General features: G+C 69.5%; 18 protein-coding genes. 2 read left to right on the top strand and 16 right to left on the bottom strand.

The window, feature by feature from the left end; translation table 11 throughout:
• Positions 1-13 precede the first annotated feature (13 nt).
• Together CU254_RS13280 and CU254_RS13275 are read right to left on the bottom strand one after the other, a co-directional pair.
• Positions 14-1,003, bottom strand: a complete 990-nt coding sequence (locus CU254_RS13280; protein ID WP_009076415.1) for an ABC transporter permease — start codon at positions 1,001-1,003, stop codon at positions 14-16.
• Complete coding sequence (locus CU254_RS13275; RefSeq protein ID WP_009076413.1) at positions 1,000-2,529, bottom strand: sugar ABC transporter ATP-binding protein; 1,530 nt, start codon at positions 2,527-2,529, stop codon at positions 1,000-1,002. The genes CU254_RS13280 and CU254_RS13275 overlap by 4 nt, the downstream gene beginning before the upstream one ends.
• A gap of 508 nt (positions 2,530-3,037) precedes the next feature.
• Here CU254_RS13275 and CU254_RS13270 point away from each other — a divergent pair.
• Positions 3,038-8,500: a biotin carboxylase N-terminal domain-containing protein gene (locus CU254_RS13270; RefSeq protein ID WP_037713532.1), complete on the top strand. Its 5,463-nt coding sequence runs from the start codon at positions 3,038-3,040 to the stop codon at positions 8,498-8,500.
• Positions 8,501-8,570: 70 nt separating this feature from the next.
• On the opposite strand, the gene CU254_RS13265 is transcribed toward CU254_RS13270, so the two are convergent.
• From CU254_RS13265 to CU254_RS13240, 6 genes are all read right to left on the bottom strand, one after another.
• Positions 8,571-9,722: an IS481 family transposase gene (locus tag CU254_RS13265; RefSeq protein ID WP_037713211.1), complete on the bottom strand. Its 1,152-nt coding sequence runs from the start codon at positions 9,720-9,722 to the stop codon at positions 8,571-8,573.
• Positions 9,723-9,871: 149 nt separating this feature from the next.
• Positions 9,872-13,396, bottom strand: coding sequence for a DNA polymerase III subunit alpha (gene dnaE / locus CU254_RS13260; protein ID WP_009076409.1), 3,525 nt, complete (start codon positions 13,394-13,396; stop codon positions 9,872-9,874).
• A 127-nt stretch (positions 13,397-13,523) separates the two neighbouring features.
• Positions 13,524-13,910 carry a PadR family transcriptional regulator gene (locus CU254_RS44075; protein WP_234392822.1) on the bottom strand — a complete coding sequence of 129 codons (387 nt, stop codon included), beginning with the start codon at positions 13,908-13,910 and terminating at the stop codon, positions 13,524-13,526.
• Positions 13,910-14,494 (bottom strand): hypothetical protein, encoded by a 585-nt coding sequence (locus CU254_RS44070; protein WP_199785893.1) that lies wholly within the window; start codon positions 14,492-14,494, stop codon positions 13,910-13,912. Before CU254_RS44070 ends, CU254_RS44075 begins: the two co-directional genes overlap by 1 nt.
• A gap of 693 nt (positions 14,495-15,187) precedes the next feature.
• Positions 15,188-16,390 (bottom strand): MFS transporter, encoded by a 1,203-nt coding sequence (locus CU254_RS13245; protein WP_199786228.1) that lies wholly within the window; start codon positions 16,388-16,390, stop codon positions 15,188-15,190.
• Between the two features lie 183 nt (positions 16,391-16,573).
• Positions 16,574-16,966: a nuclear transport factor 2 family protein gene (locus CU254_RS13240; protein ID WP_037717070.1), complete on the bottom strand. Its 393-nt coding sequence runs from the start codon at positions 16,964-16,966 to the stop codon at positions 16,574-16,576.
• Between the two features lie 71 nt (positions 16,967-17,037).
• On the opposite strand from CU254_RS13240, the gene CU254_RS13235 reads away from it, so the two are divergent.
• Positions 17,038-17,607, top strand: a complete 570-nt coding sequence (locus CU254_RS13235; RefSeq protein ID WP_009076401.1) for a TetR/AcrR family transcriptional regulator — start codon at positions 17,038-17,040, stop codon at positions 17,605-17,607.
• A gap of 4 nt (positions 17,608-17,611) precedes the next feature.
• Here the strand turns inward: CU254_RS13235 and CU254_RS13230 are convergent, their stop codons facing one another.
• From CU254_RS13230 to dapF, 8 genes are all read right to left on the bottom strand, one after another.
• Positions 17,612-18,118 carry a flavodoxin domain-containing protein gene (locus CU254_RS13230; protein ID WP_009076399.1) on the bottom strand — a complete coding sequence of 169 codons (507 nt, stop codon included), beginning with the start codon at positions 18,116-18,118 and terminating at the stop codon, positions 17,612-17,614.
• A 322-nt stretch (positions 18,119-18,440) separates the two neighbouring features.
• Positions 18,441-19,643 carry an MFS transporter gene (locus CU254_RS13225; protein WP_050788166.1) on the bottom strand — a complete coding sequence of 401 codons (1,203 nt, stop codon included), beginning with the start codon at positions 19,641-19,643 and terminating at the stop codon, positions 18,441-18,443.
• Positions 19,644-20,196: 553 nt separating this feature from the next.
• Positions 20,197-21,045 carry an aminodeoxychorismate lyase gene (locus CU254_RS13220; protein WP_009076393.1) on the bottom strand — a complete coding sequence of 283 codons (849 nt, stop codon included), beginning with the start codon at positions 21,043-21,045 and terminating at the stop codon, positions 20,197-20,199.
• Between the two features lie 37 nt (positions 21,046-21,082).
• Complete coding sequence (locus CU254_RS13215) at positions 21,083-21,982, bottom strand: RimK family alpha-L-glutamate ligase (RefSeq protein ID WP_009076391.1); 900 nt, start codon at positions 21,980-21,982, stop codon at positions 21,083-21,085.
• 31 nt (positions 21,983-22,013) lie between these two features.
• A complete protein-coding gene (locus tag CU254_RS13210) occupies positions 22,014-22,751 on the bottom strand; it encodes an SDR family oxidoreductase (RefSeq protein WP_009076389.1) in 738 nt (245 codons plus the stop codon).
• Between the two features lie 29 nt (positions 22,752-22,780).
• Positions 22,781-23,881, bottom strand: a complete 1,101-nt coding sequence (locus tag CU254_RS13205) for a homoserine O-acetyltransferase (RefSeq protein WP_009076387.1) — start codon at positions 23,879-23,881, stop codon at positions 22,781-22,783.
• A gap of 23 nt (positions 23,882-23,904) precedes the next feature.
• Entirely contained in the window at positions 23,905-24,867 is a 963-nt protein-coding gene (gene cysK / locus CU254_RS13200; RefSeq protein ID WP_009076385.1) for a cysteine synthase A, read from the bottom strand.
• Positions 24,842-25,702 (bottom strand): diaminopimelate epimerase, encoded by an 861-nt coding sequence (dapF, locus tag CU254_RS13195; RefSeq protein ID WP_009076383.1) that lies wholly within the window; start codon positions 25,700-25,702, stop codon positions 24,842-24,844. The genes cysK and dapF overlap by 26 nt, the downstream gene beginning before the upstream one ends.
• Positions 25,703-25,708: the final 6 nt, after the last annotated feature.

The following is a 25,708-nucleotide window of genomic DNA, read 5'->3' as shown; positions in this document are numbered from 1 at the left end:
TTTCCCCGAACGCCTAAACCGTCGCCGGGCGCAGCCGCTGCAGGCCCGCGGCCAGCACGATCACCACGCCGACCACGATCAGCTGGACGTTCGCATCGATGTCGTTGAGCTGGAGGATGTTGTCGAGCACGCCGACCAGCAGGGCGCCGGCGACGGTGCCGGACACCGACCCGCGCCCGCCGGACAGGCTGGTCCCGCCGATCACGACGGCCGCGATGGCGTTCAGCTCGTAGCCGGTGCCGTCGTTGGGCCCGCCGAAGTTGTACTGTCCCGCGTGGACGATCCCGGCCAGCGCGGCCAGCAGCCCGCACAAGCCGAAGACCAGCACTTTCACCCGGATCACCGGCACCCCGGACAGCACCGCGGCCTTCTCGTTGCCGCCGATCGCGTACACGTGCCGCGAGAACGCGCTCGCCCGCAGCACCAGCACCGCCAGCGCGGCGACGACCGCGAAGAACAGCGCCGGGATGGGCACCACGCCGCCGAACGTCCGCTCGCCCAGCAGCGAGAACGGCACCGGAGCCTGGCTGGGACCGGTGCCGTAGGTGATCGAAACGCCCTCGCCGCCGGACCACATCCGGGCGATCCCGCGGGCGATCTGCATCCCGGCGAGCGTCACGATGAACGACTGGATCCGGAACCGCGCGCTCGCGATCCCTTGCAGCAGCCCGAAACCGAAGCCCAGCGCGAGAACGAGCAGCACGCCCGGCACGAGCCCCCAGCCGCCGCTGGTGAGCAGCAGCGCGACGCCGACGCTGGCCAGCCCCATCACCGAGCCCACCGACAGGTCGATGCCGCCGACCAGGATCACCAGCGTCATGCCGACCGCGATGATGCCGATCTCGGAAATCGCGCGGACGACGTTGAACAGGTTGCCGCTGCCCAGAAACACCAACTCGCCGTCGCGATGCGGCGAGAAGACGATCGCGGCGGCGAACACCAGCACCAGCCCGAAGACGCTCTGGAACCGGAACACCGCGGCCAGCACGACGCGCCCGCTCACCGCACGTCTCCCATCGACGCGGCGAGCAGTTCCGCCTCGCCGGCCTGCGCCGTGTCCAGTTCGTGCACGCTGCGCCCGCCGCGCAGCACCACCACGCGGTCGCACACGCCGACCAGCTCCGCCGGTTCCGACGACGCCAGCAGCACTCCGACGCCGCTGCGCGCGGCCTCGCCGAGCAGCCGGTAGATCTCCGCCTTCGCCCCGACGTCCACGCCGCGCGTCGGCTCGTCCAGCAGCAACAGCACCGGTTCGGTCAGCAAAGCCCGGCCCAGCACCACTTTCTGCTGATTCCCGCCGGACAGCGACCCCACCGGATCGGCGAGCGACCCGAGTTTCACCCCGAGCCGCCCCGCCTCCTTCCCGGCCACCGTCCGCTCGCGCCGACCGGGAACGATCCCGAACCGCGCCAGCCGGTCCACAATGGACAACACGGTGTTCGCCACGACGGAATGCTCCAGCGCCAGCCCCGCGATCCGCCGGTCCTCGGGCACGAACGCGATCCCCGACCGCAGCGACCGGCGCGGCGACCGCGGATGGAACTCCTTGCCCCGCAGGCAAATCCGCCCGCAGAGAATTTTTCCGCCAGACGCGCCGTACAGCGTTCCCAGCAGCTCCGTCCGCCCCGCGCCGAGCAACCCGGCGACACCGACGATCTCGCCAGCCCGCACGGTGAGACTGATCCCGTCCGGCTCCCGTCGCCCGGCACGCGGGCGCACCACGAGATCCTCGACCCGAAGCACCTCGCCCTGCTCCGGCGAGGACACGCTGTCCGCGCGGAACATCAGGTGCACCGGACGGCCCACCATCGCCTCCGCGGCCCGCTCGGCAGTCAGCTCCGCCGCGCTGAACTCCGCGACGACCTCGCCGTTGCGCAGCACCGTCGCCCGATCCGCGACCCGGCCGATCTCGTCCATCCGGTGCGACACATAAACGATCGCCGCCCCGTCGGCGCGCAGCTGGTCGATGACCGTGAACAGCCGCTCCACCTCGCGCGGCGACAGCGCCGACGTGGGCTCGTCCATCAGCAGGATCCGGGCGTCAAGCGACAGCGCTTTCGCGATGGTGACGAGCTGCTGCTCGCCGGTGCGCAGCCGTTCGACCGGCGTCCGCGGATCGAGGTCGACGCCGGAACGCTCGAGCACCTCGCGCGTAGCAGCGACCATCCGCCGCCGGTCGACCGTGCCGCCGCGCGTGTGCGGTTCGCGGCCGAGAAAAACGTTCTCCGCCACCGAAAGCGCGGGAACGAGGTCCAGTTCCTGGTGGATCATCGCGACCCCGGCGCGGCGCGCGTCGGCCGGGCGGGCGAACCGGACCGCCTCCCCCGCGATCCGGATCGCCCCCTCCCCCGCGGCGATCTCCCCCGACAAGATCTTCAGCAGCGTGGACTTGCCTGCTCCGTTCTCGCCGAGCAGCGCGTGCACCTCCCCCTTCGCCGCGGTGAAGTCCACCGCGGCCAGGGCACGCGCCCCGCCGTAGGTCTTGCTGACGCCGGCCAGCTCGACCAGCGCGACGCCACCGTCGCCCATGCCCGCCCTCTCGGCCCGCCCCGTGTCGAGAAATCGATTACCCGCACGGTAGGGGCACCGCGAGGAGGGTGTCAAGGGTCACATTTTCCCATTGCCCGCGGGGCATCGGCGAAGGTCCGTGAAGGGCTCCTTGCGGGAATCTGATTCCCTCAAGGAGCCCTTCACGGACCTTTACGGAAGAGGGACACCCCCCACCCGGCCCCGCCGCCTGAACTGCGGGTGACCCCTGTCCGACCCCCTGGAAACGTCCGGCCGTCCAGCGGCCGCCCTCCCTGGCCGACCGGGCGTGATTTGTGGCATACCTCGCGAGAAATCAGGTCCGGACGACGTGACACGAGCCGTTTTTGGCGGATTCCTACAAACCGGCAGGCGCGGCATGCGTCATCCGCGACATTGGTGTACCCGGCGGTAAGGGAGCAATGTGTACGACGAAGACAGGCGACGTTCCGGCGGGTCCGGCGTCGCCTGCTGTGCGTGGTGCTGTCAGGTTCGCTGGGAGGCTTTGTCCGTGTTCAATCGCGTCGCCATCGTCAACCGCGGAGAGGCCGCGATGCGGCTGATCCACGCCGTCCGGGACTTGTCCGCCGAGACCGGGCGACGGATCGAGACGGTCGCGCTCTACACGGACGCGGACGCCACCGCGACTTTCGTCCGCGAAGCCGACGTCGCCTATTCGCTCGGCCCCGCCTCCGCGCGGCCCTACCTCGACCTCGCCAAACTGGAGAAGGCGCTGGTCGAAACCAAGGCCGACGCGGCGTGGGTCGGCTGGGGCTTCGTCGCCGAGGACCCGGCGTTCGCCGAGCTGTGCGAGAAGATCGGCGTCGCCTTCGTCGGCCCGAGCGCGGACGCGATGCGCAAGCTCGGCGACAAGATCGGCGCGAAGCTGATCGCCGAGGAGGTCGGCGTCCCGGTCGCTCCGTGGAGCGGCGGCGAGGTCGCGACGCTCGAGGAAGCCCTCGCGGCGGGCGACAAGATCGGCTACCCGCTGATGCTCAAGGCCACCGCGGGCGGCGGCGGGCGCGGCATCCGCAAGGTCGAGTCGGCGGGCGACCTCACCGAGGCCTACGAGCGCACCAGCCAGGAAGCGCTGCGCGCGTTCGGCAGCGGCGTCGTGTTCCTGGAACGCCTGGTCACCGGCGCGCGGCACGTCGAGGTCCAGGTGATCTCCGACGGCGAGACTGCGTGGGCGCTCGGCGTCCGCGACTGCTCGGTGCAGCGGCGCAACCAGAAGATCATCGAGGAGTCCGCGTCGCCGGTGCTCGGCGCGGACCAGACCGCCGAGCTGAAGGCGTCGGCCGAGCGGCTCGCGGTCGCGGTCGGCTACCGCGGCGCGTGCACCGTCGAATTCCTCTACCACCCCGGCGACCGGATGTTCGCCTTCCTCGAGGTCAACACCCGGCTCCAGGTCGAACACCCGATCACCGAGATCACCACCGGCACCGACCTGGTGCGGCTGCAGCTGCACGTCGCGTCCGGCGGCAAGCTCGAGGGCGCGCAGCCCGAAGAGTCCGGGCACGCCGTCGAAGCGCGGCTCAACGCCGAGGACCCGGACCGCGACTTCGCGCCGTCCCCCGGCCGCATCGCGCGGCTGCTGCTGCCCGCCGGCCCCGGCATCCGGGTCGACACCGGGGTCAGCGAGGGCGACACGATCCCCGCCGACTTCGACTCGATGATCGCCAAGATCATCGCCTACGGCCGCGACCGCGACCAGGCGCTCGCGCGGCTGCGCCGGGCGATGGCCGAGACATCCGTGCTCATCGAGGGCGGCGCCACCAACAAGAGCTTCGTGCTCGACCTGCTCGACCAGCCGGAGGTGATCGACGCCAGCGCGGACACCGGCTGGATCGACCGCGTCCGCGCCGAAGGCCGTCTCGTCACCACGCGGCATTCCGCGGTCGCGCTCGCCGCGGCGGCGATCGAGGCCTACGAGGACGACGAGGAGGTCGCCCGGCAGCGCCTGCTGTCCACCGCGTTCGGCGGCCGTCCGCAGGTGCGCCACGAAATCCGTCCGCTGGACCTGAAACTGCGCGGCGCGTCCTACCGCGTCACGGTCGCGCGCACCGGGCCGAAGCGGTTCCGGGTCGGCGTCAGCGGCGGCGGCGACGTGCACCCGGCCGATGTCGAGCTCGAGCGGTTCGACGAGTACAGCGGGCAGATCACCGTCAACGGCACGCGGTTCCGGCTCGTCACCGGCACGCACGGGCCGATCCACCTGGTCGAGGTCGACGGCGTCACGCACCGGATCAGCCGCGACGAGGGCGGCGTCGTCCGCTCCCCCGCGCCCGCGCTGGTGGTCGCCACGCCGGTCGCGGTGGACGACGAGGTCGAATCCGGCGCGCCGGTCCTCGTGCTGGAAAGCATGAAGATGGAGACGGTGCTGCGCGCGCCGTTCCGGGCCCGGGTCAAGGAACTCCCGGTGTCGATCGGGAGCCAGGTGGAGACCGGAGCGGCGCTGCTGCGTCTCGAACCGCTGGCCGACGGGACCGAGGACGAGACGGCCGCGGAGGCCGAGACCGCCGAGATCGACCTGCCCGGCGAGCCGGACGGCACGAGCGCGGCCGACCGGGTCGAGCGCGGCAGGCAGGATCTGCGCAGCCTGCTGCTCGGGTTCGACGTCGACCCGCACGACCAGGGCCGCGTGCTCAGCGGCTACCTGGCGGCGCGCGCGGAGCTGCCGGCGCGTCCGCTGGAGGGCGAACTCGAACTGCTGGACGTGTTCGCCGACCTGTCCGAGCTGAGCCGGAACAAGCCGGCCGACGACGACCTCAGCGCGTCGAGCCCGGTGCACAGCGCCCGCGAGTACTTCCACACGTACCTGCAGAGCCTCGACGTCGAGCGCGCCGGGCTGCCGGAGAAATTCCAGGGCAGGCTGCGCCGCGTGCTCGGCCACTACGGCGTCGGCGACCTGGAGCGCACGCCGGAGCTCGAAGAGGCGGTCTTCCGGATTTTCCTTGCCCAGCAACGGGCTTCGAGCGACAGTGCGATCGTGTCCGCGCTGCTGCGCCAGTGGCTCGCCGAGGCCCCGCCGTCGGCCGAGCTGCGCGAGACGGCCGGGCTCGCGCTGGAGCACCTGGTCGCCGCCACGCAGCTGCGGTTCCCGGCGGTCAGCGACCTCGCGCGCGGCGTGGTGTTCCGCTGGTTCGCGCAGCCGATGCTGCGCCGGGCCCGCGCCGAGGTGTACGCCGAGATCCGCGGTCACCTGCGCTACCTCGACCGCAACCCGGACGCGCCCGACCGCGCCGAGCGGATCTCGGGCATGGTGTCGAGCAACGAGCCCTTGGTGCGGCTGCTCGGCCAGCGGATCGGGCGGCCGGGCGCGGACCCGGCCCCGATGCTCGAGGTGCTGACCCGGCGCTACTACGGCAACAAGGCGCTCACCGACGTGCGCGTGCGCGAGGTCGCGGGCTGCTCGTTCGTCACCGCGGAGCACCCCGAACCGGCGCGCGTGGTCACCACCGCGGTCGACTTCCCGCAGCTGCCGGACGCGATGCGCGCGGTGGCCGAGCTGTCCGCCGGCGCCGGGGTCCCGGTCGCCGCGGACGTCTATCTCAAGTGGACGGACCAGCCCGACAGCGACGCGATGGCGGCGAAGCTGGGCGAAATCGTGGCGGCGCAACCGCTTCCGGCGGACGTCGACCGGGTCGTCACCACGGTCGCCGGGGGCGGCGGCGCGGTGATGCACCACCACTTCACCTTCCGCCGCACCGAATCCGGCTTCGCCGAGGACCGCGTGATCCGCGGGCTGCACCCGCGCGTCGCCGAACGGCTGCAGCTGGAGCGGCTGCAGGAATTCGACCTCACGCGGCTGCCGTCGGCGGACGAAGAGGTGTACCTGTTCACCGGCACCGCGAAGGCGAACCCGGCCGACGAGCGGCTGATCGCGATGGCGCAGGTCCGCGACCTGACGCCGCTGCGCGAGGCGGACGGCAGGCTCGTGTCGCTGCCCTCGGCCGAGGACACGCTCAACGCGTGCCTCGACGCGGTCCGCAACGCGCAGGCGCGGCGTCCGGCGAAGAACCGGTTCGACACCAACCGGATCGTCATCTACGTGTGGCCGCCGAGCGACCTGACGATGGACGAGCTGAACCTGCTCGCCCGCCGCATCCTGCCCACGACCGCGGGTGCGGGCCTCGAGGAGATCCAGTTCCTCGCCCGGCAGCGCAACGCCGAGACCGGCGAGCTGACCGACATCGCGGTGACGGTCCGCAACGAGGTCGGCGCGGGCGTGCGGCTGACGGTCGAGGCCCCGAGCACCGAACCGGTGCAGCCGCTGGACGACTACCGGCAGAAGGTGCTGCGCGCGGCACGCCGCGACACGGTGTACCCGTACGAGCTGACCGACCTGCTGGCCGGCGGCGGGTCCTTCGTGGAGCACGACCTCGACGACACCGGCGCGCTGGTGCCGGTCGAGCGGCCGCGCGGGCAGAACAAGGCCGGGCTCGTGGCCGGCGTGGTCAGCACGCCGACCGACCTGGTGCCCGAGGGCGTCAAGCGCGTGGTGCTGCTGGGCGACCCGACGAAGTCGCTCGGCGCGCTGGCCGAACCGGAGTGCACGCGGGTGATCGCGGCGCTGAACCTGGCGCAGGAGCTGCGGGTCCCGGTCGAATGGTTCGCGCTGTCGTCCGGCGCGCGGATCTCGATGGAGTCCGGCACCGAGAACATGGACTGGGTCGCGGCCGCGCTGAAGCGGATCGTGGAGTTCACCCAGGACGGCGGCGAGATCAACATCGTGGTCGCCGGGATCACCGTGGGCGCGCAGCCGTACTGGAACGCCGAGGCCACGATGCTCATGCACACCAAGGGCATCCTGGTGATGACGCCGGATTCGGCGATGGTGCTCACCGGCAAGCAGTCCCTGGACTTCTCCGGCGGCGTGTCGGCCGAGGACAACTTCGGCATCGGCGGCTACGACCGCGTCATGGGCCCGAACGGGCAGGCGCAGTACTGGGCGCCGAACCTCGCCGGGGCGCGCGACGTGCTGATGGCGCACTACGCGCACACCTACGTCGTGCCGGGCGAAGCGGGCCCGCGCCAGGCGGTCACCGCCGACCCGGCGACCCGCGACGTGTCGGACTACCCGCACGCCGTCGTCGGCAGCGACTTCACCACGGTGGGCCAGATCTTCTCGGCCGAGCACAACCCGGACCGCAAGAAGCCGTTCGACATCCGCACGGTGATGCGCGCGCTGTCCGACCAGGACCACCCGGTGCTGGAACGCTGGGCGGGCATGGCGGACGCGGACACCGCCGCGGTGCAGGACGTGCACATCGGCGGCCACCCGGTGTGCCTGCTGGGCATCGAATCGCGTTCTGTGCCCCGCCGCGGCTTCCCGCCCACCGACGGCCCGGACACGTTCACCGCGGGCACGCTGTTCCCGAAGTCGTCGAAGAAGGCGGCCCGCGCGATCAACGCGGCCAGCGGCAACCGTCCGCTGGTGGTGCTGGCGAACCTGTCCGGCTTCGACGGCTCCCCGGAGTCGATGAAGAAGCTGCAGCTGGAGTACGGGGCCGAGATCGGCCGCGCGATCGTGAACTTCGAGGGCCCGATCGTGTTCACGGTGATCTCGCGCTACCACGGCGGCGCGTTCGTGGTGTTCTCGAAGGCGCTGAACCCGAACATGACGGTGCTGGCGCTGGAGGGTTCGTTCGCCTCGGTGCTGGGCGGCGCCCCGGCGGCCGCGGTGGTGTTCGCGGGCGAGGTCAAGACCCGGACGGCGAACGACCCGCGGGTGGCTGAGCTGCAGAAGCGGCTGGGCGAGCTGAGCGGGGCCGAGCGGGCCGCTTGTGCGGCTGAGCTGGCTGAGGTCACGTCCTCGGTGCGGGCGGAAAAGCTCGGTGAAGTGGCGTCGGAGTTCGACCGGGTGCACAGCATCCAGCGCGCTGTCGAGGTCGGGTCGGTGGACGCGATCGTGAGCACGGCGCAGCTCCGCCCGCGGATCATCGAGGCGATCGAGCACGGGCTTAAGCGCTGAAGGTTCTCGTGAGTGCTGGCGCCGGTTAGAACCGGCTGCCATGTTTCAGGACTTCGTGAACAGATGTGTTTCAGGACTTTGTGGGCAGTTTTTGGTTGGCGAGGCGTTGGTAGCGTACTGATCGGTCCAGGGTGAGCTGGCGGGCGATCGTGTCGTTGATCATGACGGTGACGCGGTCGCCTTGCCAGTAGACGCTGGCGGTGTGTCCGGCCCATCGGCGTCCCAGGACGATGGAGCATCCGGAGAACGCGATGACGCCGGTGGCCGAGACGGGCCGGGTGGCGAGGCCGCTGGGCCGGCGCGGCCCGGTGGCGGGGACGGCTTTGGGCCGGGCGTCGTAGCGCTGCCGGGGCGTGTCGCCGTTGAGGCTTTGGTGGCGGCGGTGGTTGTAGATCGTCCGGTATTCGTCGAGCAGTTCCTGCAGCTGGGCGAGTGTGCCGGCGGCCGGTCGGGCGGCGAGCCATTTCTGCAGGGTCTGATGGCTGCGTTCGTTCTTGCCGCAGGTTTGCGGGTGGTGCGGGGCGGCGGCGATCGCGGTTATCCCGAGGGCGGCGAGGCGGCGTTCGAGTTCGACCATGCGGCCGCGGTGTTTGCCCGAGAAGGCGAGCCCGTTGTCCGACAGCAGCGCCACGGGCAGGCCGTGTCCGGCGAAGGCGTGTTGCAGGGCGGCCCAGGTGGCGGCGGTGGTCTCGCCGGTCGCCGCGTAGGCGCCGACGTCGAGGCGGGAGTGGTCGTCGAGGATCTGGATGATGCAGACCTTCGTCCCGTCGGCCAGGTGGTGCTCCATGCCGTCGATCTGCCAGCAGCCGTTGGGGTCGGCGTATTCGAACCGGCGCCGCGTCCGGGGTTTCTTGCGCGGCTGCGGGACGATCTGCCCGTGGGCGCGCAGGATCCGGTAGACCGCCGACTGCGACGGCACCGCAGCGGCGCCCTGGGCTTCCAGCCGCCAGCGGATCGAGATCGGCCCGTTGTCGAGCCCTTCGTCGGCGAGTTCCTTGCGGGCACGCAGCACCGCCTCCGCCACCTCCGTCCCGAGCGCGGTCGGGCGGCGGTGCGGGGCGGTGCTGCGGCGGGTGAACCCGTCGGCGCCCTCGGCCCGGAACCGGTTCAGGTACTTGTGGAACACCGTCCGGGACACACCGTGCTCGCGGCAGAACCGCGCGATGTTGACGTCTTCGCCCGCGGCGGCGCCAGCGACCGCGGCGACGAACTCAGGATCCATCGAAAACCCTGCTCTGCCCATCGCCGCATGATCACCACAGCAGCCGTGGCGACCAGACCGACAGGCCGGTCAGTGTCCACGATGTCCTGAAACATCACCTGTTCACGATGTCCTGAACTCAGACAGCCGGTTAGAACCGGCGCCAGCACTCACGAGGCCACCGTGATCCCCCGGATTGTCTTCACCTCGCCCAGCAGCGCCGGGGTCACCTTCACCGAGTACCCGTCCAGCGCGTACCGCTGCTCCCCCACGTGCAGGTGCACCGGTGTATTCCCTTGGTGTGCCAGCAAAGCCTGCTTGAGTTCCAGCACCACCGGCAGCGTGACCTTCTCCGCTCGCGTGTGCAGCACCAGCGGAGCTTCCCCGAGTTCCGTCAGGTCCAGCGGCGCCAGGTCCGCCCCGAAGACCGACATCTTGTCCTCACGCCAGTTCACCCGGCCTTTCACCAGCACCGCGTTGTCCTCCACCAGATCCGCCGCGCACAACGCGTACGATTTGGCGAAGAACAGCACCTCAAGCGACGCGTCCAAATCCTCGACCGTGCAGATCGCCCACGGTTCGCCCTTTTTGTTGACCCGCCGCTCCAGCGAAGTGATCAATCCCGCGACGACGAGTTCTCCTTCCTTCGGCGGGTTGTCGATGATCGCCGCGATCGGGCGGGGTGCGTGTTTGCGGAGAACGCCCTCGGCGCCGTCCAGCGGATGGGCGGAAACGTAGAGGCCGAGCATGTCCCGTTCCTGCGCCAGCAACTGCTTGCGCGGCCACTCCTCGGCAGTGAACTTCACGTGCGCCAGCGGAGAAGACGCCGGTTCTTCGCTTTCTCCGCCGAAGAGGTCGAACTGGCCCATCGCTTCCTGGCGCTTGAGCGGCACGACGGCTTCCACCGCGTCCTCGTGCACCTGGATCATCGACAGCCGGGTGTGGCCCATGGAGTCGAACGCGCCCGCCTTGATCAGCGATTCGATCACCCGCTTGTTGCAGGCCACCAATTCCGATTTGTCCAGGAAATCGGTGAACGAGGAGTACTTGCCCTTCTCCTCGCGCGTCTTGATGATCGACTCCACCACGTTCGCGCCCACGTTGCGCACCGCGCCCAGACCGAAGCGGATGTCGTTCCCGACGGCCGCGAACCGCAGCGCCGACTCGTTCACGTCCGGCGGCAGCACCTTGATCCCCAGCCGGCGGCACTCCGACAGGTAGATCGCCGACTTGTCCTTGTTGTCGCCCACCGACGTGAGCAGCGCGGCCATGTACTCCGCGGTGTAGTTCGCCTTCAGATAGGCCGTCCAATAGCCGACCAGCGCGTACCCGGCGGCGTGCGACTTGTTGAACGCGTACCCGGCGAACGGCAGGATCGTGTCCCACAACGCTTGCACGGCCTCAGCGGAGAAGCCGTTGTCGATCATCCCGGCACGGAAGCCCTCGAATTCCTTTTCCAGGACTTCCTTTTTCTTCTTGCCCATCGCGCGGCGCAGCACGTCCGCGCGGCCCATCGAGTACCCGGCGACCTTCTGCGCGATCTGCATGATCTGTTCCTGGTACACCACCAGGCCGTGCGTTTCGGCGAGGATCTCGCGCAGCGGTTCTTCCAGTTCCGGATGGATGGGTTCGATGGCTTGCCGCTTGTTCTTGCGGTCGGCGTAGTTGTTGTGCGTGTTCATCGCCATCGGACCCGGCCGGTAGAGCGCGTTGACGGCCACGATGTCCTCGAACCCAGTGGGGCGCATGCGGCGCAACAGGTCTCGCATCGCGCCACCGTCCAATTGGAACACCCCGAGGCTATCGCCGCGGACCAGCAGGGCGAAGGTTTCGGGATCGTCGATGGCCAGCCGGTCGAGATCGATGTCCTCGCCGCGGTTGGCCTGGATGTTGTCGATCGCGTCGCCGATGACGGTCAGGTTGCGCAGGCCGAGGAAGTCCATCTTGAGCAGGCCGATGGCCTCGCACGACGGATAGTCCCAGCCGGTGATGATCGAGCCGTCATCCCTTCGCCACAACGGAATCGCGTTCAGCAGGGGTTCACTGGACATGATCACCGCGCAAGCATGCACGCCCGCGTTGCGGATCAACCCCTCCAGACCGCGAGCAGTCTCGAAGATCGTCTTGCACTCTTCATCGGTCTCCACCAGGGCACGGACCTCGGCCGCTTCCGCGTAACGCTCATGCTTGGCGTCCACGATTCCCGACAGCGGAATGTCCTTGGCGGCCACCGGCGGCGGCAAGGCCTTGGAAATCCGGTCCGCGATCGCATAACCGGGTTGTCCGAAGTGGACTCGCGCGGAGTCCTTGATCGCCGCCTTGGTCTTGATCGTGCCGAAGGTGATCACCTGCGCGATCCGATCGGAGCCGTATTTCTCGGTGGCGTACCGGATCATCTCGCCGCGGCGGCGGTCGTCGAAGTCCATGTCGATGTCCGGCATGGACACTCGTTCCGGATTCAGGAACCGCTCGAACAGCAGACCGTGCCGGATCGGGTCGAGGTTAGTGATGCGAAGCGCGTACGCGACCAGCGATCCCGCCGCCGACCCTCGTCCCGGCCCCACTCGGATCCCGGCCTCGCGGGCGTGCGTCATGAGGTCAGCCGTGATGAGGAAGTACCCGGGGAAGCCTTTCTCCACAATGACTTCGAGTTCGTACTCAGCGCGCTCGCGGTATTCGTCGGGCACTCCGTCCGGCAGCCGATGCTCAAGCCCGGACATCACTTCATGGTGCAGCCAGGTGGCTTCGGTGTGGCCCTCGGGGACGTCGAAGACCGGCATCCGGTCCTTGTGCGCGTACACGTCCTCATACGACTCCACCCGCTCGGCGATCAGCAGCGTGTTGTCCGCCGCGCCCGGGACCTCCTTGTCCCAGTACTCCCGCATCTCCTGCGCCGACTTCAGGAAATAACCGTCCCCGTCGAACTTGAACCGCGTCGGATCGTTCAGCGTCTTCCCCGCCTGCACGCACAACAACGCCGAGTGCGTGTCCGCCTGGTCCTTCGTCACGTAATGCGAATCGTTGGTGGCCAGCGGCGGCAGGTCCAGCAGCTTCCCGATCTCCAGCAGACCCTCCCGCACCGACCGCTCGATCGGCAGCCCGTGGTCCATCAGCTCCAGATAGAAATTCCCCGCGCCGAAAATGTCCTTGTAATCCGAGGCCGCCTGGATCGCCGCCTCCCGCTGCCCCAGCCGCAGGCGCGTCTGCACCTCGCCCGACGGACACCCCGTCGTCGCGATGATCCCCTCCGCGTTCTCCGCGATCAGCTCCCGGTCCATCCGCGGCTTCCGGTAATAGCCCTGGATCGACGCCAGCGACGACAGCTTGAACAGATTCCGCAACCCCGTCGCGTTCCCCGCGACCATCGTCATGTGCGTGTACGCACCGCCGCCCGAAACGTCCCCGCCCTCGCCGAACTCGTCCGACCCCCGCTGCGACGCCTGCCCCCAGAACACCGGCTTCTTGTGAAACCGGCTTTCCGGCGCGACGTACGCCTCGATCCCGATGATCGGCTTGATCCCGTGCTTCTTCGACGTCTGGAAAAACTCGTCCCCGCCGTACATGTTCCCGTGATCAGTCATCCCCACCGCGGGCATCCCCAACCGGGCCGCCTCCGCGAACAACGGGCCGATCTTCGCCGCACCGTCCAGCATCGAATACTCAGTGTGGACGTGCAGGTGGACAAACGATGGCATGGCCGCATTGGACCCGCCGCACCGCGCTGGCGTCCAACAACCGACACGCGCGCTCGGACCACCTCCGGTTGTGCCCCGAGGTACCGCCGGTTGGCAAGTCCACAATGGACTCGCCAACCGGCGGGTTTTATTCGTCGGAGTCGTCGTCCGCGAGCAACGCGTACAGCTTGCGCCGGGCTTCGCGAAGCACCTTTCGCGCCTCGGCGCATTGCGCCTCGCTGCCGGTGTGCGCGACCTGCGCCGCCGCCCCGGCCAGCTCGCCAATCTGCTGATACAGCGCCGCAAACCGGTCCGCGCCCGGCTCCTCGCGAGCCGAAGACTCCCAAAGCGCCGCGAACTCCTCCTCGCGCCCCGCGACGTGCTCCCGCCCCGCCTCAGTGAGATGCGCGACGCGGCGTCCGCCCTCCTCCGCCGTGCGGACCAGGCCTTCATCCTCGAGTTGCTGCAGGATCGGATAAATGGACCCCGGGCTGGGCCGCCACTCGTCATTCGTCCGGCGGCGGATCTCCTGCATCAGCTGGTATCCGTGGCGAGGCTCCTCGGCCAGGAGAGCAAGCACCGCCGGCCGCACCGGACGGGCTGGGCCTCGTCCACCGCGGGGTGGCCCGCCGAAGAACCCTCCTGGTCCGCCGGGCCCTCCCGGCCCGCCGGGAAAACCGGGGAAACCAGGAAACCCGGGAAACCCCGGCCGATGCGGCGGCCCGGGCGGCCCAGGAGGACCGGGAGGCACGGGAGGGAAGCCGCCGCGGGCCTCGAAGAAGATGCCGTCCCAGGCTCCACCGGGGTGGCCCGGGTGACCGGGGTGCTCATCCGGATGTCCCTGGTCGCCCGGATGCCCTGGATGCCCACCCAGATGCTCCAGGTCGCCCGGGCGCCCTGGATGCCCACCCAAATGTCCCAGGTCGCCCAGGTGGTCTGAATGCCCGCCCAAATGTCCCAGATGGTCCGAGTGCCCTGGATGCTCGCCCAAATGTCCCAGGTGGCCCAGGGGGCCTGGATGCCCTGGATGCCCGCCCGGATGACCCACGTGGCCCAGGTGCGCTGGATGCCCGCCCGGATGACCCAGGTGGCCAGGGTGCTCGCCCGGATGACCCGCATCGCCGGAATGCTCGTCAGGATGGCCCGGGAGCGCGCCGTGGTCCCCTGATCCGCCCAGGTCGCCGGAACACTCGCCCTGTTCTCCCGGGAGCGCGTGCTGCTCCCCTGGCCCTCCCGGCTGGCCGGGGTGCGCATGATGCTCCCCCGCTTCGCCCGGCCCGCCATGGTGATCGCCCGGCTCGCCCCCAGGGCGGCCCAGATGATCAGGCCAGCCGAACGCGACTCCCGGTGCGCCGAAGAGCCCGGACTGGCCGAACCTGGCCCCGGGTCCGCCGAACACGGCGTGCTGGCCGAAGCCCAGGCCTCGCCCGCCGAACAAGCCCGCCCAGCCGCGTCCGAACCAGGCCTCCAGGTCGCCGTACCCGGCCGGACGTCCGTGCCCCTCGCCCGGACCGCCTTCCCAAGGCCACCCGTGCCCTTCCCCCGGTCCGCCCGGATGTCGCCCTCTCCCCTCGCCGGGCGCGTCCGGCCTCGCTCGGCCCTCGTCCCCAGGGCGAACTGGTCCAGGCCGGCCGAAGCCGAACGGCATCCCGTGCCCCTCGAAGCGTTCCGGGCCGCCGAAGCCTCGGAACAGGTGTTCTCCGCCTGCGGTGGGTGTCATGAGTCCTCCTTCGTCGAACGATCGCCGATATGCCCACGATATATCGGCGAGTGTTCGACGGCAAGGCTGCTCGAACCCGGCGGGCGGAAAGGTCAGGAGGTTCCGGCTGGGGCGGTGGTCGCGCCTTCGCCGCCGAAGCGGATGGATTTCGCTTCCTTGCCCAGCGAGGTCAGCACGGCGACCGCGATGAGCACCGGGATCACTGTCCACAGCAGCGCGGCGGTGTAGCCCTGTGACTGCGCGATGCCCTGCTGGAGCGGCAGGTTCAGTGCGGCCAGCAGGTTGCCGAGCTGGTAGGTGACGCCGGGGAAGAAGCCGCGGATCGCGTCGGGGGACATTTCCGTGAGGTGGGCGGGGATGACGCCCCACGCGCCCTGCACCATGACCTGCATCAGGAACGAGCCGAGCGCGAGCATTCCGGCTCCGTGGTCGACGGCGAAGATCGGGATGATCGGCAGGCCCAGCACCGCGGCGCCGACGATCGTCATCCGGCGGCCGAAGCGTTCCGACAGCGAGCCGAAGACCAGGCCGCCGATGATCGCGCCGACGTTGTACAGCACGGCGATCCACGTGCTGGTCGCCGCGCTCAGGCCGGCCCCGCCGTGGTCGGTCGCCTTCAGGAAGCTCGGGTAAATGTCTTGCGTGCCGTGCGACATCCAGTTGAACGCGGTCATCAGCAGCACGAGGTACCCGAACCGGCGCAGGACCTTCGGGTTGAACAGGACGTCCTTGACCGACGTTCGCGTGACGCGCATCTTCTCCTGCGCGGCCTCCCACACCTCCGATTCCTTGACCCGCGCCCGGATCAGCAGGCTGATCAGCGCCGGGAAGATGCTCAGCACGAAGATCCACCGCCACTCCAGGCCGAGCGCGGTGTGGAACAGCAGATACGCCAGCGCGGCCAGCAGGTATCCGGCCGAGTAACCCGCTTGCAGCAGTCCCGAGAAGAACCCGCGCCGCTCCACCGGGATTTTCTCCATCGCGAGCGCCGCGCCCAGGCCCCATTCACCGCCCATGCCGATGCCGTAGACGAACCGCAGGATCAGCAGCACGGTGAAGTTCGGCGCGACCGCACACAACACCCCCGCCAGCGAGTACAGCAGGACGTCGGCCATCAGCGGGATCCGTCGGCCGGACCGGTCCGCCCACAGCCCGAACAGCAGCGCGCCGACCGGGCGCATGACGAGCGTCGCGGTGGTGATGAACGCCAGCTGGGTGGCCGTGGCCCCGAACGATTTGTCCTTGGCGATGTCCGTGAGCACGAACACGACCAGGAAATAGTCGAACGCGTCCATGCTCCAGCCGAGCCACGCGGCGAGGAACGAGTTCCGCTGATCGGCGTTGAGCTTGCGTTTTTCCTTGCCCCCGGCTGCGTTTTCGGTCACCGGCTTGGTCTACACCCGGTGCGGCGGCGAGGCAAGAGTCGCATGTGGACTCAGCGCATCCCTGACATACCAAGCAAAAGCGGAGAAATCGGGTTACTCGGGCGCTTTCGCCGAGCGAGTCAGCAGGTGCGCCTCGCGCATCCGGCCGTCCTCGGTGAACTGTCCGAAGAATGACACTTCGATCTCGAGCTCCTTTCCTCGCTGGCGAACGTGCAGCGTGTACCGCGCGGCGAGGCGATCCCCGTCGGCCATCGCCTCGTGAACTTCGATCCGGCTCTCCGGCCGGTTTTTCCGCACCGGACGGCAATGCGCGACCAGCCGTTCGCGGTCGATCCGGACCCCGTCGGCGATCTGCACGACGTCGGGCGTGTGATAGCGGTCGACCACCGTCGCCGCGTCCTCGTCGGTGCGCACCAGATCGTCGGTGAACGACGTGAAGAAGCGTGCGATGAATTCCTTCGGATCTGTGCGTTCGAGCGTGTCCATGAACCCCTCCCAGATGAACTCTGACACACTGTAAGATATCCGGTGAGGCCAAGTTTGACAAGGTGTAAGAGATGGCAAAACTCCGCGCTGACGCCCAACGCAGCCGTGCCGCGATCCTCGACGCGGCGCTCGACGTGCTGGAAGCAGATCCGGACGCGAGCGTCGAAGGCATCGCCACGGCGGCGGGCGTCACCCGCCAGACCGTGTACGCCCATTTCCCGTCCCGTGAACGGCTTCTGGCGGCGGTGCTCGACCGGCTCACCGAGGAAGCCGTCGACGCGATGGACGCCGCGGGCCCGGACACCGGCCCAGCCGCGGACGCGATCCTGCGGGTACTCGCCGCCGCGCGCCGAGCGTCCGCGCGCTATCCGATGCTGCTGCGCCGGTTCTCCTCGACGGCAACCTCCGCAGAGGAGGGACGCGAGCAACACGAGCCAGTCGCCGACCGCTTGCGAAGGATCGTCGAACGCGGGCAACACGCCGGCGAGTTCGACCGTCAGCCGCCGTCGGACTGGCTGGTCACGGTGATCATCCAACTAGGCCACGCCGCCGCGACCGAGGCTGACGCCGGACGACTTTCCCCGGTTGAAGCCGAAAAAGAACTGTCCGCCACGGTGCTGCGAGTACTAGGCGCGTCCTGACGCCTCAAATCGCGACGCGCGACTGCACCCGACGCCCGATGTCCCGTGCCCAAGCCCGAATCCGCTCCCAGTCGCGAAAATCCCCGGCCCGGCTGCCGCGTGCCATCAGCTTCTCCAGCACCCCGTCGGCCAGCGCCGGATCAAGCCGCCCGCCAAACGTCTCCGTACGCCCCGCATCAATCGCGGCGGCCAGCAACGTCACCCGCGCGGGGAGACTCACCCGGGTGATATTCGCCCCCGGACCACACGGTCCACTGTGGAACAGCCAAACGGGGCGCTCCCGCAGCGCTTCGGTGTGGCGTTCCAGCAACCGCACCGCCTCAGGCCGCCACCGCGCGTAGTAAAGGGCGCTGCCCACCACCACCGCCCCGTACTCCGTGACGCTGTCGACCTCGCCCGCATCCCGCACGTCCACCACAAACTCGGCAGCACGCAACTCCTCGCCGACGACTTCGGCGATCTCGCGAGTGCCGCCATGCTTGCCCGCATACGCGACGAGGACGTTGATCATGCCCTCATTGTCCACCCCAGCAGCGACTCGCGCCCGCTCCACCAACCGCGGCCCGCCACCCCAACGACAGCCAGACCCAACAAACCGCAGCCGATGCACCCAACCACCGAGGCACCAACCAAACCGCCGCCGACGCACCCAACCACCGGGGGCACCCAGCCCCTCCCCCAACCCCGATACGAAGCCTCCCTGCGGGCGGTGGGTGCTTGTCAAGGCATCTTTCCCGCCTTGACAAGCACCCGCTGCCCGTCAGCACAATGAAAATTCGGGGTGCCCCACGCAACCCACCAAAAGCAATGTCGCCCGCCAGGGCGACGAGCCGTCACAACGTCCGAGGACGAGAAGCCAACCCCCCAAAAACCGTCTGCACCAACGCAAGCCCAATCAACACCCCAAGCGCAGGCGTCCAAGACGAAGCAACATCATGCACCGCCCCAATAACAACCGGCCCCACCGCAGCAAGCGTGTACCCGGCCGACTGTGCCATCCCGGACAACGCCCCAGCGTCGGCATAATCCTTGGTACGCAATCCAAACAGCGACAACGCCAACGCCAACGTCGTCCCGCCCGCGAACCCGGCCATCACCGCCCACAACACCGCGGCCCCAGGCGCCGCCAAAAGCCCAGTCAACGCGGTCGTCAACAGCAACGACCCGGCAATCGCGACCACCCGCTGATCCGGCAGCCGATGAATGAGCGCGGAGCACACCAAGCTGCCAGCAAGTCCGGAAAGATTGAACAACAACTGATGGAACCCAGCGGTCACGGAACTGATCCCGGCCGCGTGCTCGATCGACGACAGCCAGGTCACCAGCACATAGAAGGCAAGCGACTGCAGCCCCATGAAAATGGTGACCTGCCAAGCCAGCGCGCTAGTCCACGGCCGCGCAGCACCGGTCGTCCGCGCGAGGGCAGGCGCGGCAGCGGAACGACGCAACTGCGGCAGGAAAACCCCGAGCGCAACGAGCGCGAGCCCGGCCCACACCCCCAGCGACAACCGCCACCCGCCCGCTTGCTGCCCGGCCAGCGGAACCGCGACCCCGGCGGCGATCGCGGCGACCCCGGACTGGACCGCGGTGTACGTCCCGGTGATCGGCCCGATCCGGGTGGGAAAATCACGTTTGACGAGCGCCGGAAGCAGGACGTTCAGGATCGCGATGGCAACCCCGAGCAGCGCGGTGCCGACCCACAGCAGCACCTGCGGCGGGGTGGAGCGCAGCAGAATGCCGATCGCGAGCAGCAGCACCGCCGCGCCGAGCGCCCGCTCGAGCCCCAGCTTCGCGGCGACCTTGGGCGCGATCGGCGAGCATACGGCGAACGCGATGAGCGGCACGCTGACCAGCACCGAGGCGGCGACGGAGGAAAGCCCCTGGTCGGCTTGGACGAGGCTGAGGATGGGGCCGAGGCTGGTGATGGCGGCACGCAGGTTCGTCGCGATCAGCAGGACGCCGATCAGGATGAGCGCGGGGCGCAGCGGAGTCGCCCGTTCAGAGGCGGGAGCGGCGGGGCCGGGGCGAGCGGTCATGCGGCAACCTCCGCTAGTCGTGCTGAGGGCCAGAGAGCGGTTTGCGGAACGCGGTTGCTGGCGGGGATCGGCTCAGGACGCAGGGCGGTCATGCGACAGCCTCCGTGCCAGTCGACACCGGCACCCAAGGGAATTCGCCAAGGCCGAAAGGCCACACTCGGCTCAAACCGCAGCGCCCTCCCCCGCTCGGCCGCCCCCACAGCGAGGCGAATGGTCCTGCCACAACCTCCGCACCGACAAGCCCGGCAGACGCGATTCGCGAGCCAGGACCGACCCCGGAACCGAGCCCCACGCGGTAAACGCCCCAGCCGACCACCGCACCGGCCCGACAACGACCGGACCGGCCACCCCGCCGCGAGGTCATGTCCGCCCCGTACGCCGGAACCCGCCCGCAGAACCGCTCATCAGGCCCCCTCCCCGGCGCACCGCCGGATCAGCCGGAATATTCCAGCCCGCCCACCGAAAACGCAGGCGGCGGGACGGGCGGAATCACCGCTTCCGATCTTGCCCCGTCGCGAGCCAGGTCGGCAACAGCCTTACCGGTACCCGAGCCTTACCGGTACACGGATTCGTAGGCCGCGCTCAATTCGCGGTGCAATTCGGTCGAGTCGGGCAGGTGCTTGCCGTCCAGGGTGTGCACGCGCGTCAGTTTCCGGACCGACGACGCGACGAAAACCCCGTCCCCGGTGAAGAGATCGTCCACGGTCAGCCTCTCGATCTTCGCCGTGAAACCGGCCCGTTCGGCTCCCCGGTAGACCGCGGCCTGCGTCGTCCCGGGGAGGATGCCGATGATCGGCGGCGGCGTGTACAGGGTCCGGTCGCGCACGAGCACCACCGAAACCGTCGGGCCTTCCAGCACCGAACCGTCGGTCGCGGTGAAGATGACGTCCGACGCGCCGCGGCGGTCCGCCTCGCGCAGGGCGGCCATGTTGACCGCGTAGGACAGCGTCTTGGCGCCCAGCAGCAGCCACGGCGCGCGTTCGGCCAGACCGGGTTCGATGCCGCGTTCCAGGGTGATCGCGGCGATCCCCTCGGTGCGTTCGCGCAGCATTCTCGGGCTGATTTCGAGGCCGAGCGCGAAGGCGGTCGGAGGGGAATCGGGTTCGCTGTCCAGTCCCCTGGTGTAGATGAGCTTCATCGCGATTTCGCTGTCGTCGGGCCAGGCGTCGACCACCGCGCGGATGGCCCGTTCCCACTGCGCGTCGTCCGGCTCGGGCAGTTCCATCATCCGCGCCGAACGGGCGAGGCGGTCCAGGTGCAGGTCCAGTTCCCTCGGTTCGCCGTCCTCGATCAGGACGGTCTCGAACACACCGTCCCCGCGGAGCAAGCCCAAGTCGGCGACCTTGATCTGGGGATCGTCCGGGTCGGCTACGGTGCCGTCCAGGTAGCCAAGAACACGCACGTCGCAATCCTTTCGTCACGGAGGCCGAACGGGAGGATCAGGCCCCGACCCGCTCGGCGAGAACGGTGGCGAACCGCAGCGCGCTGCCGTCGCCGAACGGCAGGTTGAGAGACGGTTCGCAGATGTCGAGTTCCAGCACCCGAGGCTGTCCCCGGTCGTCGCGGACCAGGTCGACCCGGCCGTACAGCAGCGGACGGTCCAGGCCCAGATGGCTCGCGGCGGCGTCGAGGGCGGCCGAGGCGACCGCGCGTTCGTCCTCGTCGGCGACGCGCGGGGTGCGGAAGTCGAGCGTCGGAACGTGCACGGTTCCGTCCGGCAGCAGCATCGCGGCCTTGCGGATCGCGTGGCTGTACTGCCGGTCGAAGTAGATCAGGTTCGTTTCGCCGTTCCGGTCGACCGACTCGAGATACGGCTGGAGGAGCGCGTGCCCGCCCTCGCCGAACAGCTTCGACAGATGCGCGGCGGCCTCGGAAGCCGCCGGCCGGGGGAAGCGGCGGACATTGCGCGAATACGCGCCGATTCCCGGCTTCACGACGATTTCCATCGCGTCGCGATGCTTGTCCAGCACTTCCCGCACCACGACGTCGGGATCGTCCCCCGACGAAGCGAACCGGCTCGGCACGACCGGGACGCCGAGCGCGGCCAGATCCGCCAGATAGGACTTGTCCAGCGCCCACCTGGCGACCGCGAGCGGGTTGAGCAGGAGCGTCGCCTCTTCGACCCGTTGGCACCACGCCAGGAAGTCCGGCAACTGGTCGACGTAGTTCCACGGCGAGCGCAGCACGACCGCGTCGAACCGCGCCCAGTCGACCTCAGGGTCCTCCCATTGGCAGACCTCGGTGTCGAGACCGACTTTCGTGCAGGCCTCGCGCAGCAGCGGCATGTCGTAGTCGATGGGCAGGCTGACGCGGTCGGTCACGAGTGCGACAGTGGTCATCGAGCAGTTCCCCCGATCGGGACGGTGCGGGTCACCACGGCAGGACCTTCCCGGCGTGCACGTAGCTGCCGGTCGGGCCGTGCTCGTCGAGCAGGGCGAGTTCGACGCTGGTCACGGCGCCGTCGGGCGGCTCCTGGTCGCCGGCCCCGTCGTTCATTCCGGTTCTCGTGTAGCCGGGGTGGGCCGAGTTGACCTTGATCGGCGTGTCCCGCAGTTCGTACGCCAGGTGCACGCTCCACGAATTCACCGCGCTTTTCGTGGCGCTGTAAGCCGGAAGCGCCTTGAAGGTGTCGCTGTAGGTGTAGGACTCGGGATCGCTGTGCAGGGTCAGCGACCCGAGCAGGCTCGACACGTTGACGATCCGCCCGGCCGCCGACTTCCGGATCAGCGGCAGCAGCGCCAGCGTCGTCTCGACCAGGCCGAACAGGTTGGTGTCGAAGGTTTCCCGCCATTCGGCCAGCGTCTGCTGCGACGGCCGTTTGCCGTACTTCTCGATCCGCACGGCCGCGTTGTTGACCAGGATGTCGAGCTTTCCGTAGCGGGTTTCCAGCTCCGCCGCGGCAGCCTCGATGCTCTTCGCGTCCGTCACGTCGAGCTGAAGCCCCTCGACGGCGAGGCCCGCGTCGCGCAATCCCGCCGCGGCCGTCTCGACCGCCGCTTCGTCCCGCCCGCTGAGCACCACGCGGACGCGGCGTTCGGCGAGCTGGCGCACGATCTCGAACCCGATGCCGCGGTTGGCGCCGGTGACCAGCGCGATGGTGCTCTCCACATCGTCTCGCTCTCTTCTCGGTGCGGCGGTCACAGGGTGGACAGGAATTTCGCCACCGGCGGACCGAAACTGTCGAGGTCCGCCAGGAACGCGTCGTGGCCGAGATCGGACTCCAGCGCGAGGAACTCCACGTCCGCGCCGCCCGCCCGCAGTCCGTCGGCGATCTCCCGCTGCTGGTGCAGCGGGAACAGGACGTCGGTCTGTGTGCCGATCACGAGCGCCTGGTCGACCCGCAGCGCCGCCAGCGCCTCGGCGGTGCCGCCGCACAGTTCGCCGAGGTCGAACCAGTCCATGCTGCGGCTGAGATAGAGGTAGCTGTTGGGATCGAACCGGCGCACGAAGCGGCGCGCGTGATGGTCCAGGTAGAACTCGACGGCGAACTCCGGTCCGAACCCGGTCTCCCCTGGCCCGGATCTTTCGCGGCCGAACCGGCGTTCCCATTCCTGAGCCGACCGGTACGTGGTCATGCCGATCTTGCGCGCGGTCAGCATTCCGCGTTCCGGGTAGCGCTCCGGAACGTAGCGGCCGTCGTTCCACAGTGGATCGGACCGGATCGCTTCCCGTTGCAGGGAACGGATCGCGATCGAGTACGGCAGCGACTGCGCCGCCGCGGAGATGCTGACGTGGCTGCGCGCCAGCTCCGGATGCCGGGCCAGCAACGCCAGCGCGCTCATCCCTCCCATCGACGCGCCGACGACGCACGCCAGCCGCTCGAAACCCAGGTGCCGCACCGTATGCGCCGCCGCGTCCGCGATGTCCTCAATGGACAGTTCGGGAAACCCGAGCCGGTACGGCTGCCCGGTCGCCGGATCCGTCGAAGCGGGCCCGGTCGATCCGTGGCAGCCGCCGAGCGAGTTCACGCAGACCACGTGCCACTGGCCGGTGTCGATCGGCTTGCCCGGCCCGACCATCGACTCCCACCAGCCCGGGCTCGGGTCCTCCGGACTGGACGCGGCGTGCGCGTTCGGCGAGAGCCCGGTGAGCAGCAGCACCACGTTGTCCCCGGCTCGGGACGGCTGCCCGAAGGTCTCGTAGGCGACCCGCGCGCCGTGCAGCACGCCGCCGCGTTTCATCGCGAAGCTCTCCGGCAGCCGCGCGAACCGCGTGGCCGGAGGAATGAACTCGTGCATCAGGCGTCCCCAGTGGTCGTGCGTCACTCGCCGAGCGAGGCCAGCCATTCGTCGTCCGAACCGTCGCTGATCCCTTCGAACCAGAAGCTGGACAGATACCGTTCGCCGGTGTCGGGCAGCATCGCGAGCAGCACCGCGCCCTCGGGCGAGTTCTCCGCTTCGCGCAGGGCGGCGGCGAGGGTCGCGCCCGCGGACATGCCGGCGAAGATCCCCTCCTCGGCGGCGAGGCGGCGCGCGGTGTCCCTGGCCAGCTCGTCGTCGATCGTCACCAGCTCGTCGATCACGGTGCGGTCCATGACGCCGGGAACGAAGTTCGGAGCCAGGCCCTGCAGCTGGTGCAGATTCCAGGACTGTCCGGCCAGCACGGCCGCCTTTTCCGGCTCCAGCACGACGGTCCGCACGTCCGGGCGGGCGAGCTTGAGCATCTGCCCGACACCGGTGATGGTGCCGCTCGTGCCGAATCCGGTGACGAACGTGTCCAGCCGTTTCCCGGCGAAGTCGGACAGGATCTCCGCGGCCGTGGTCTCCCGGTGGTACGCGGGGTTCGCCGGGTTCTCGAACTGGCGGGCGCGGAACCAGCCGTGCTTCTCGGCCAGTTCGTCGGCGATCCGGTTGCCGCCGAGGCTGCCGAGGTGTCCGGGGAACAGCAGCACCTTGCCGCCGTACGCGCGGATCAGCTTGCGCCGCTCCACCGAGTACGTGTCGCCGAGAACCGCGACGAACTGGTACCCGCGCGCGGCCGCCACCATCGCCAGCGCGATGCCGACGTTCCCGGACGTGCACTCCACGATCGTGTCGCCGGGCTTGAGCGCTCCCCGCGCCTCGGCGTCGAGAACGATGGCGAGCGCCAGCCGGTCCTTCACCGAACCGCCCGGGTTGAACGATTCGACCTTGACGTACACCGAGACGTGCCCGGGCGCCATCCGGTTCAGCCGCACGATCGGCGTGCGGCCGATCGCGTCAAGAATGCTGGAGTACAGCGGCATGACGGAAACCTCCTTCGTACACAGTGACGGCCGGACCGGCCAGGACGATCGGCTCCTCCTCGGACGGCCAGCCGACCCGCAGCTCGCCGCCGGGCACCTCGACCGCGACGTCCCGGCCGAGCCGCCCGGCCCGGATCAGCACCGCGGCGGCGGCGCACGCCCCGCTCCCGCAGGCGAGCGTCTCGCCCGCGCCGAACTCGTGGACCCGCAACCGGATCCGGTCGCGCGCGACGACCTCGGCGAACCCGACGTTGACCGTCGGCGGCAGCCCGGGCAGCGCCCGCACGGCCGGGCCGAGCCGCGCCACCGAGCCGCCGCCGACGTCGTCGACCTCGAGCACCGCGTGCGGGTTGCCGGTGGAGGCCGCGGCGAAGCGGACGGAAGTCCCGTCCGCCAGCACCGCCTCGTACCAGCCGTCCCGGCCCGCGAAGCCGGTCAGCGGGATCTCCTCGGGAGCGAACCGGGGAACGGTCAGCCCGATGCTGAACTCGTTGTCTCCCAGCACTTTCACCGGATGCGTGCCGCTCGGACTGTCGATTTCGAACGACGGCGGACGCGCGAGCCCGGCCCGGACGAGCCAGGAGGCGACGCAGCGGGCGCCGTTGCCGCACTGCAGCGAGCTTTCGCCTTCTCCGGTCCAGATCTCGAACGCCGCGACCGCGGTGGTGCTGCGCGGCGGCCGGATCCCGAGGATCAGGTCGCAGCCGACGCCGGTGTGCCGGTCGGCGAGCGCCCGGCACAGGTCCGGCGACGGCGCGGGCGCGTCCCGCAGGTCGAGTACGACGAAATCGTTGCCGCACCCGTGCATTTTGGTGAACGCAAGCGTAGGGCTCACCCGCGC

This window comes from Amycolatopsis sp. AA4 (assembly GCF_002796545.1).
Classification (GTDB): domain Bacteria; phylum Actinomycetota; class Actinomycetes; order Mycobacteriales; family Pseudonocardiaceae; genus Amycolatopsis.
This window is presented reverse-complemented; position numbering and strand designations above follow the sequence as displayed.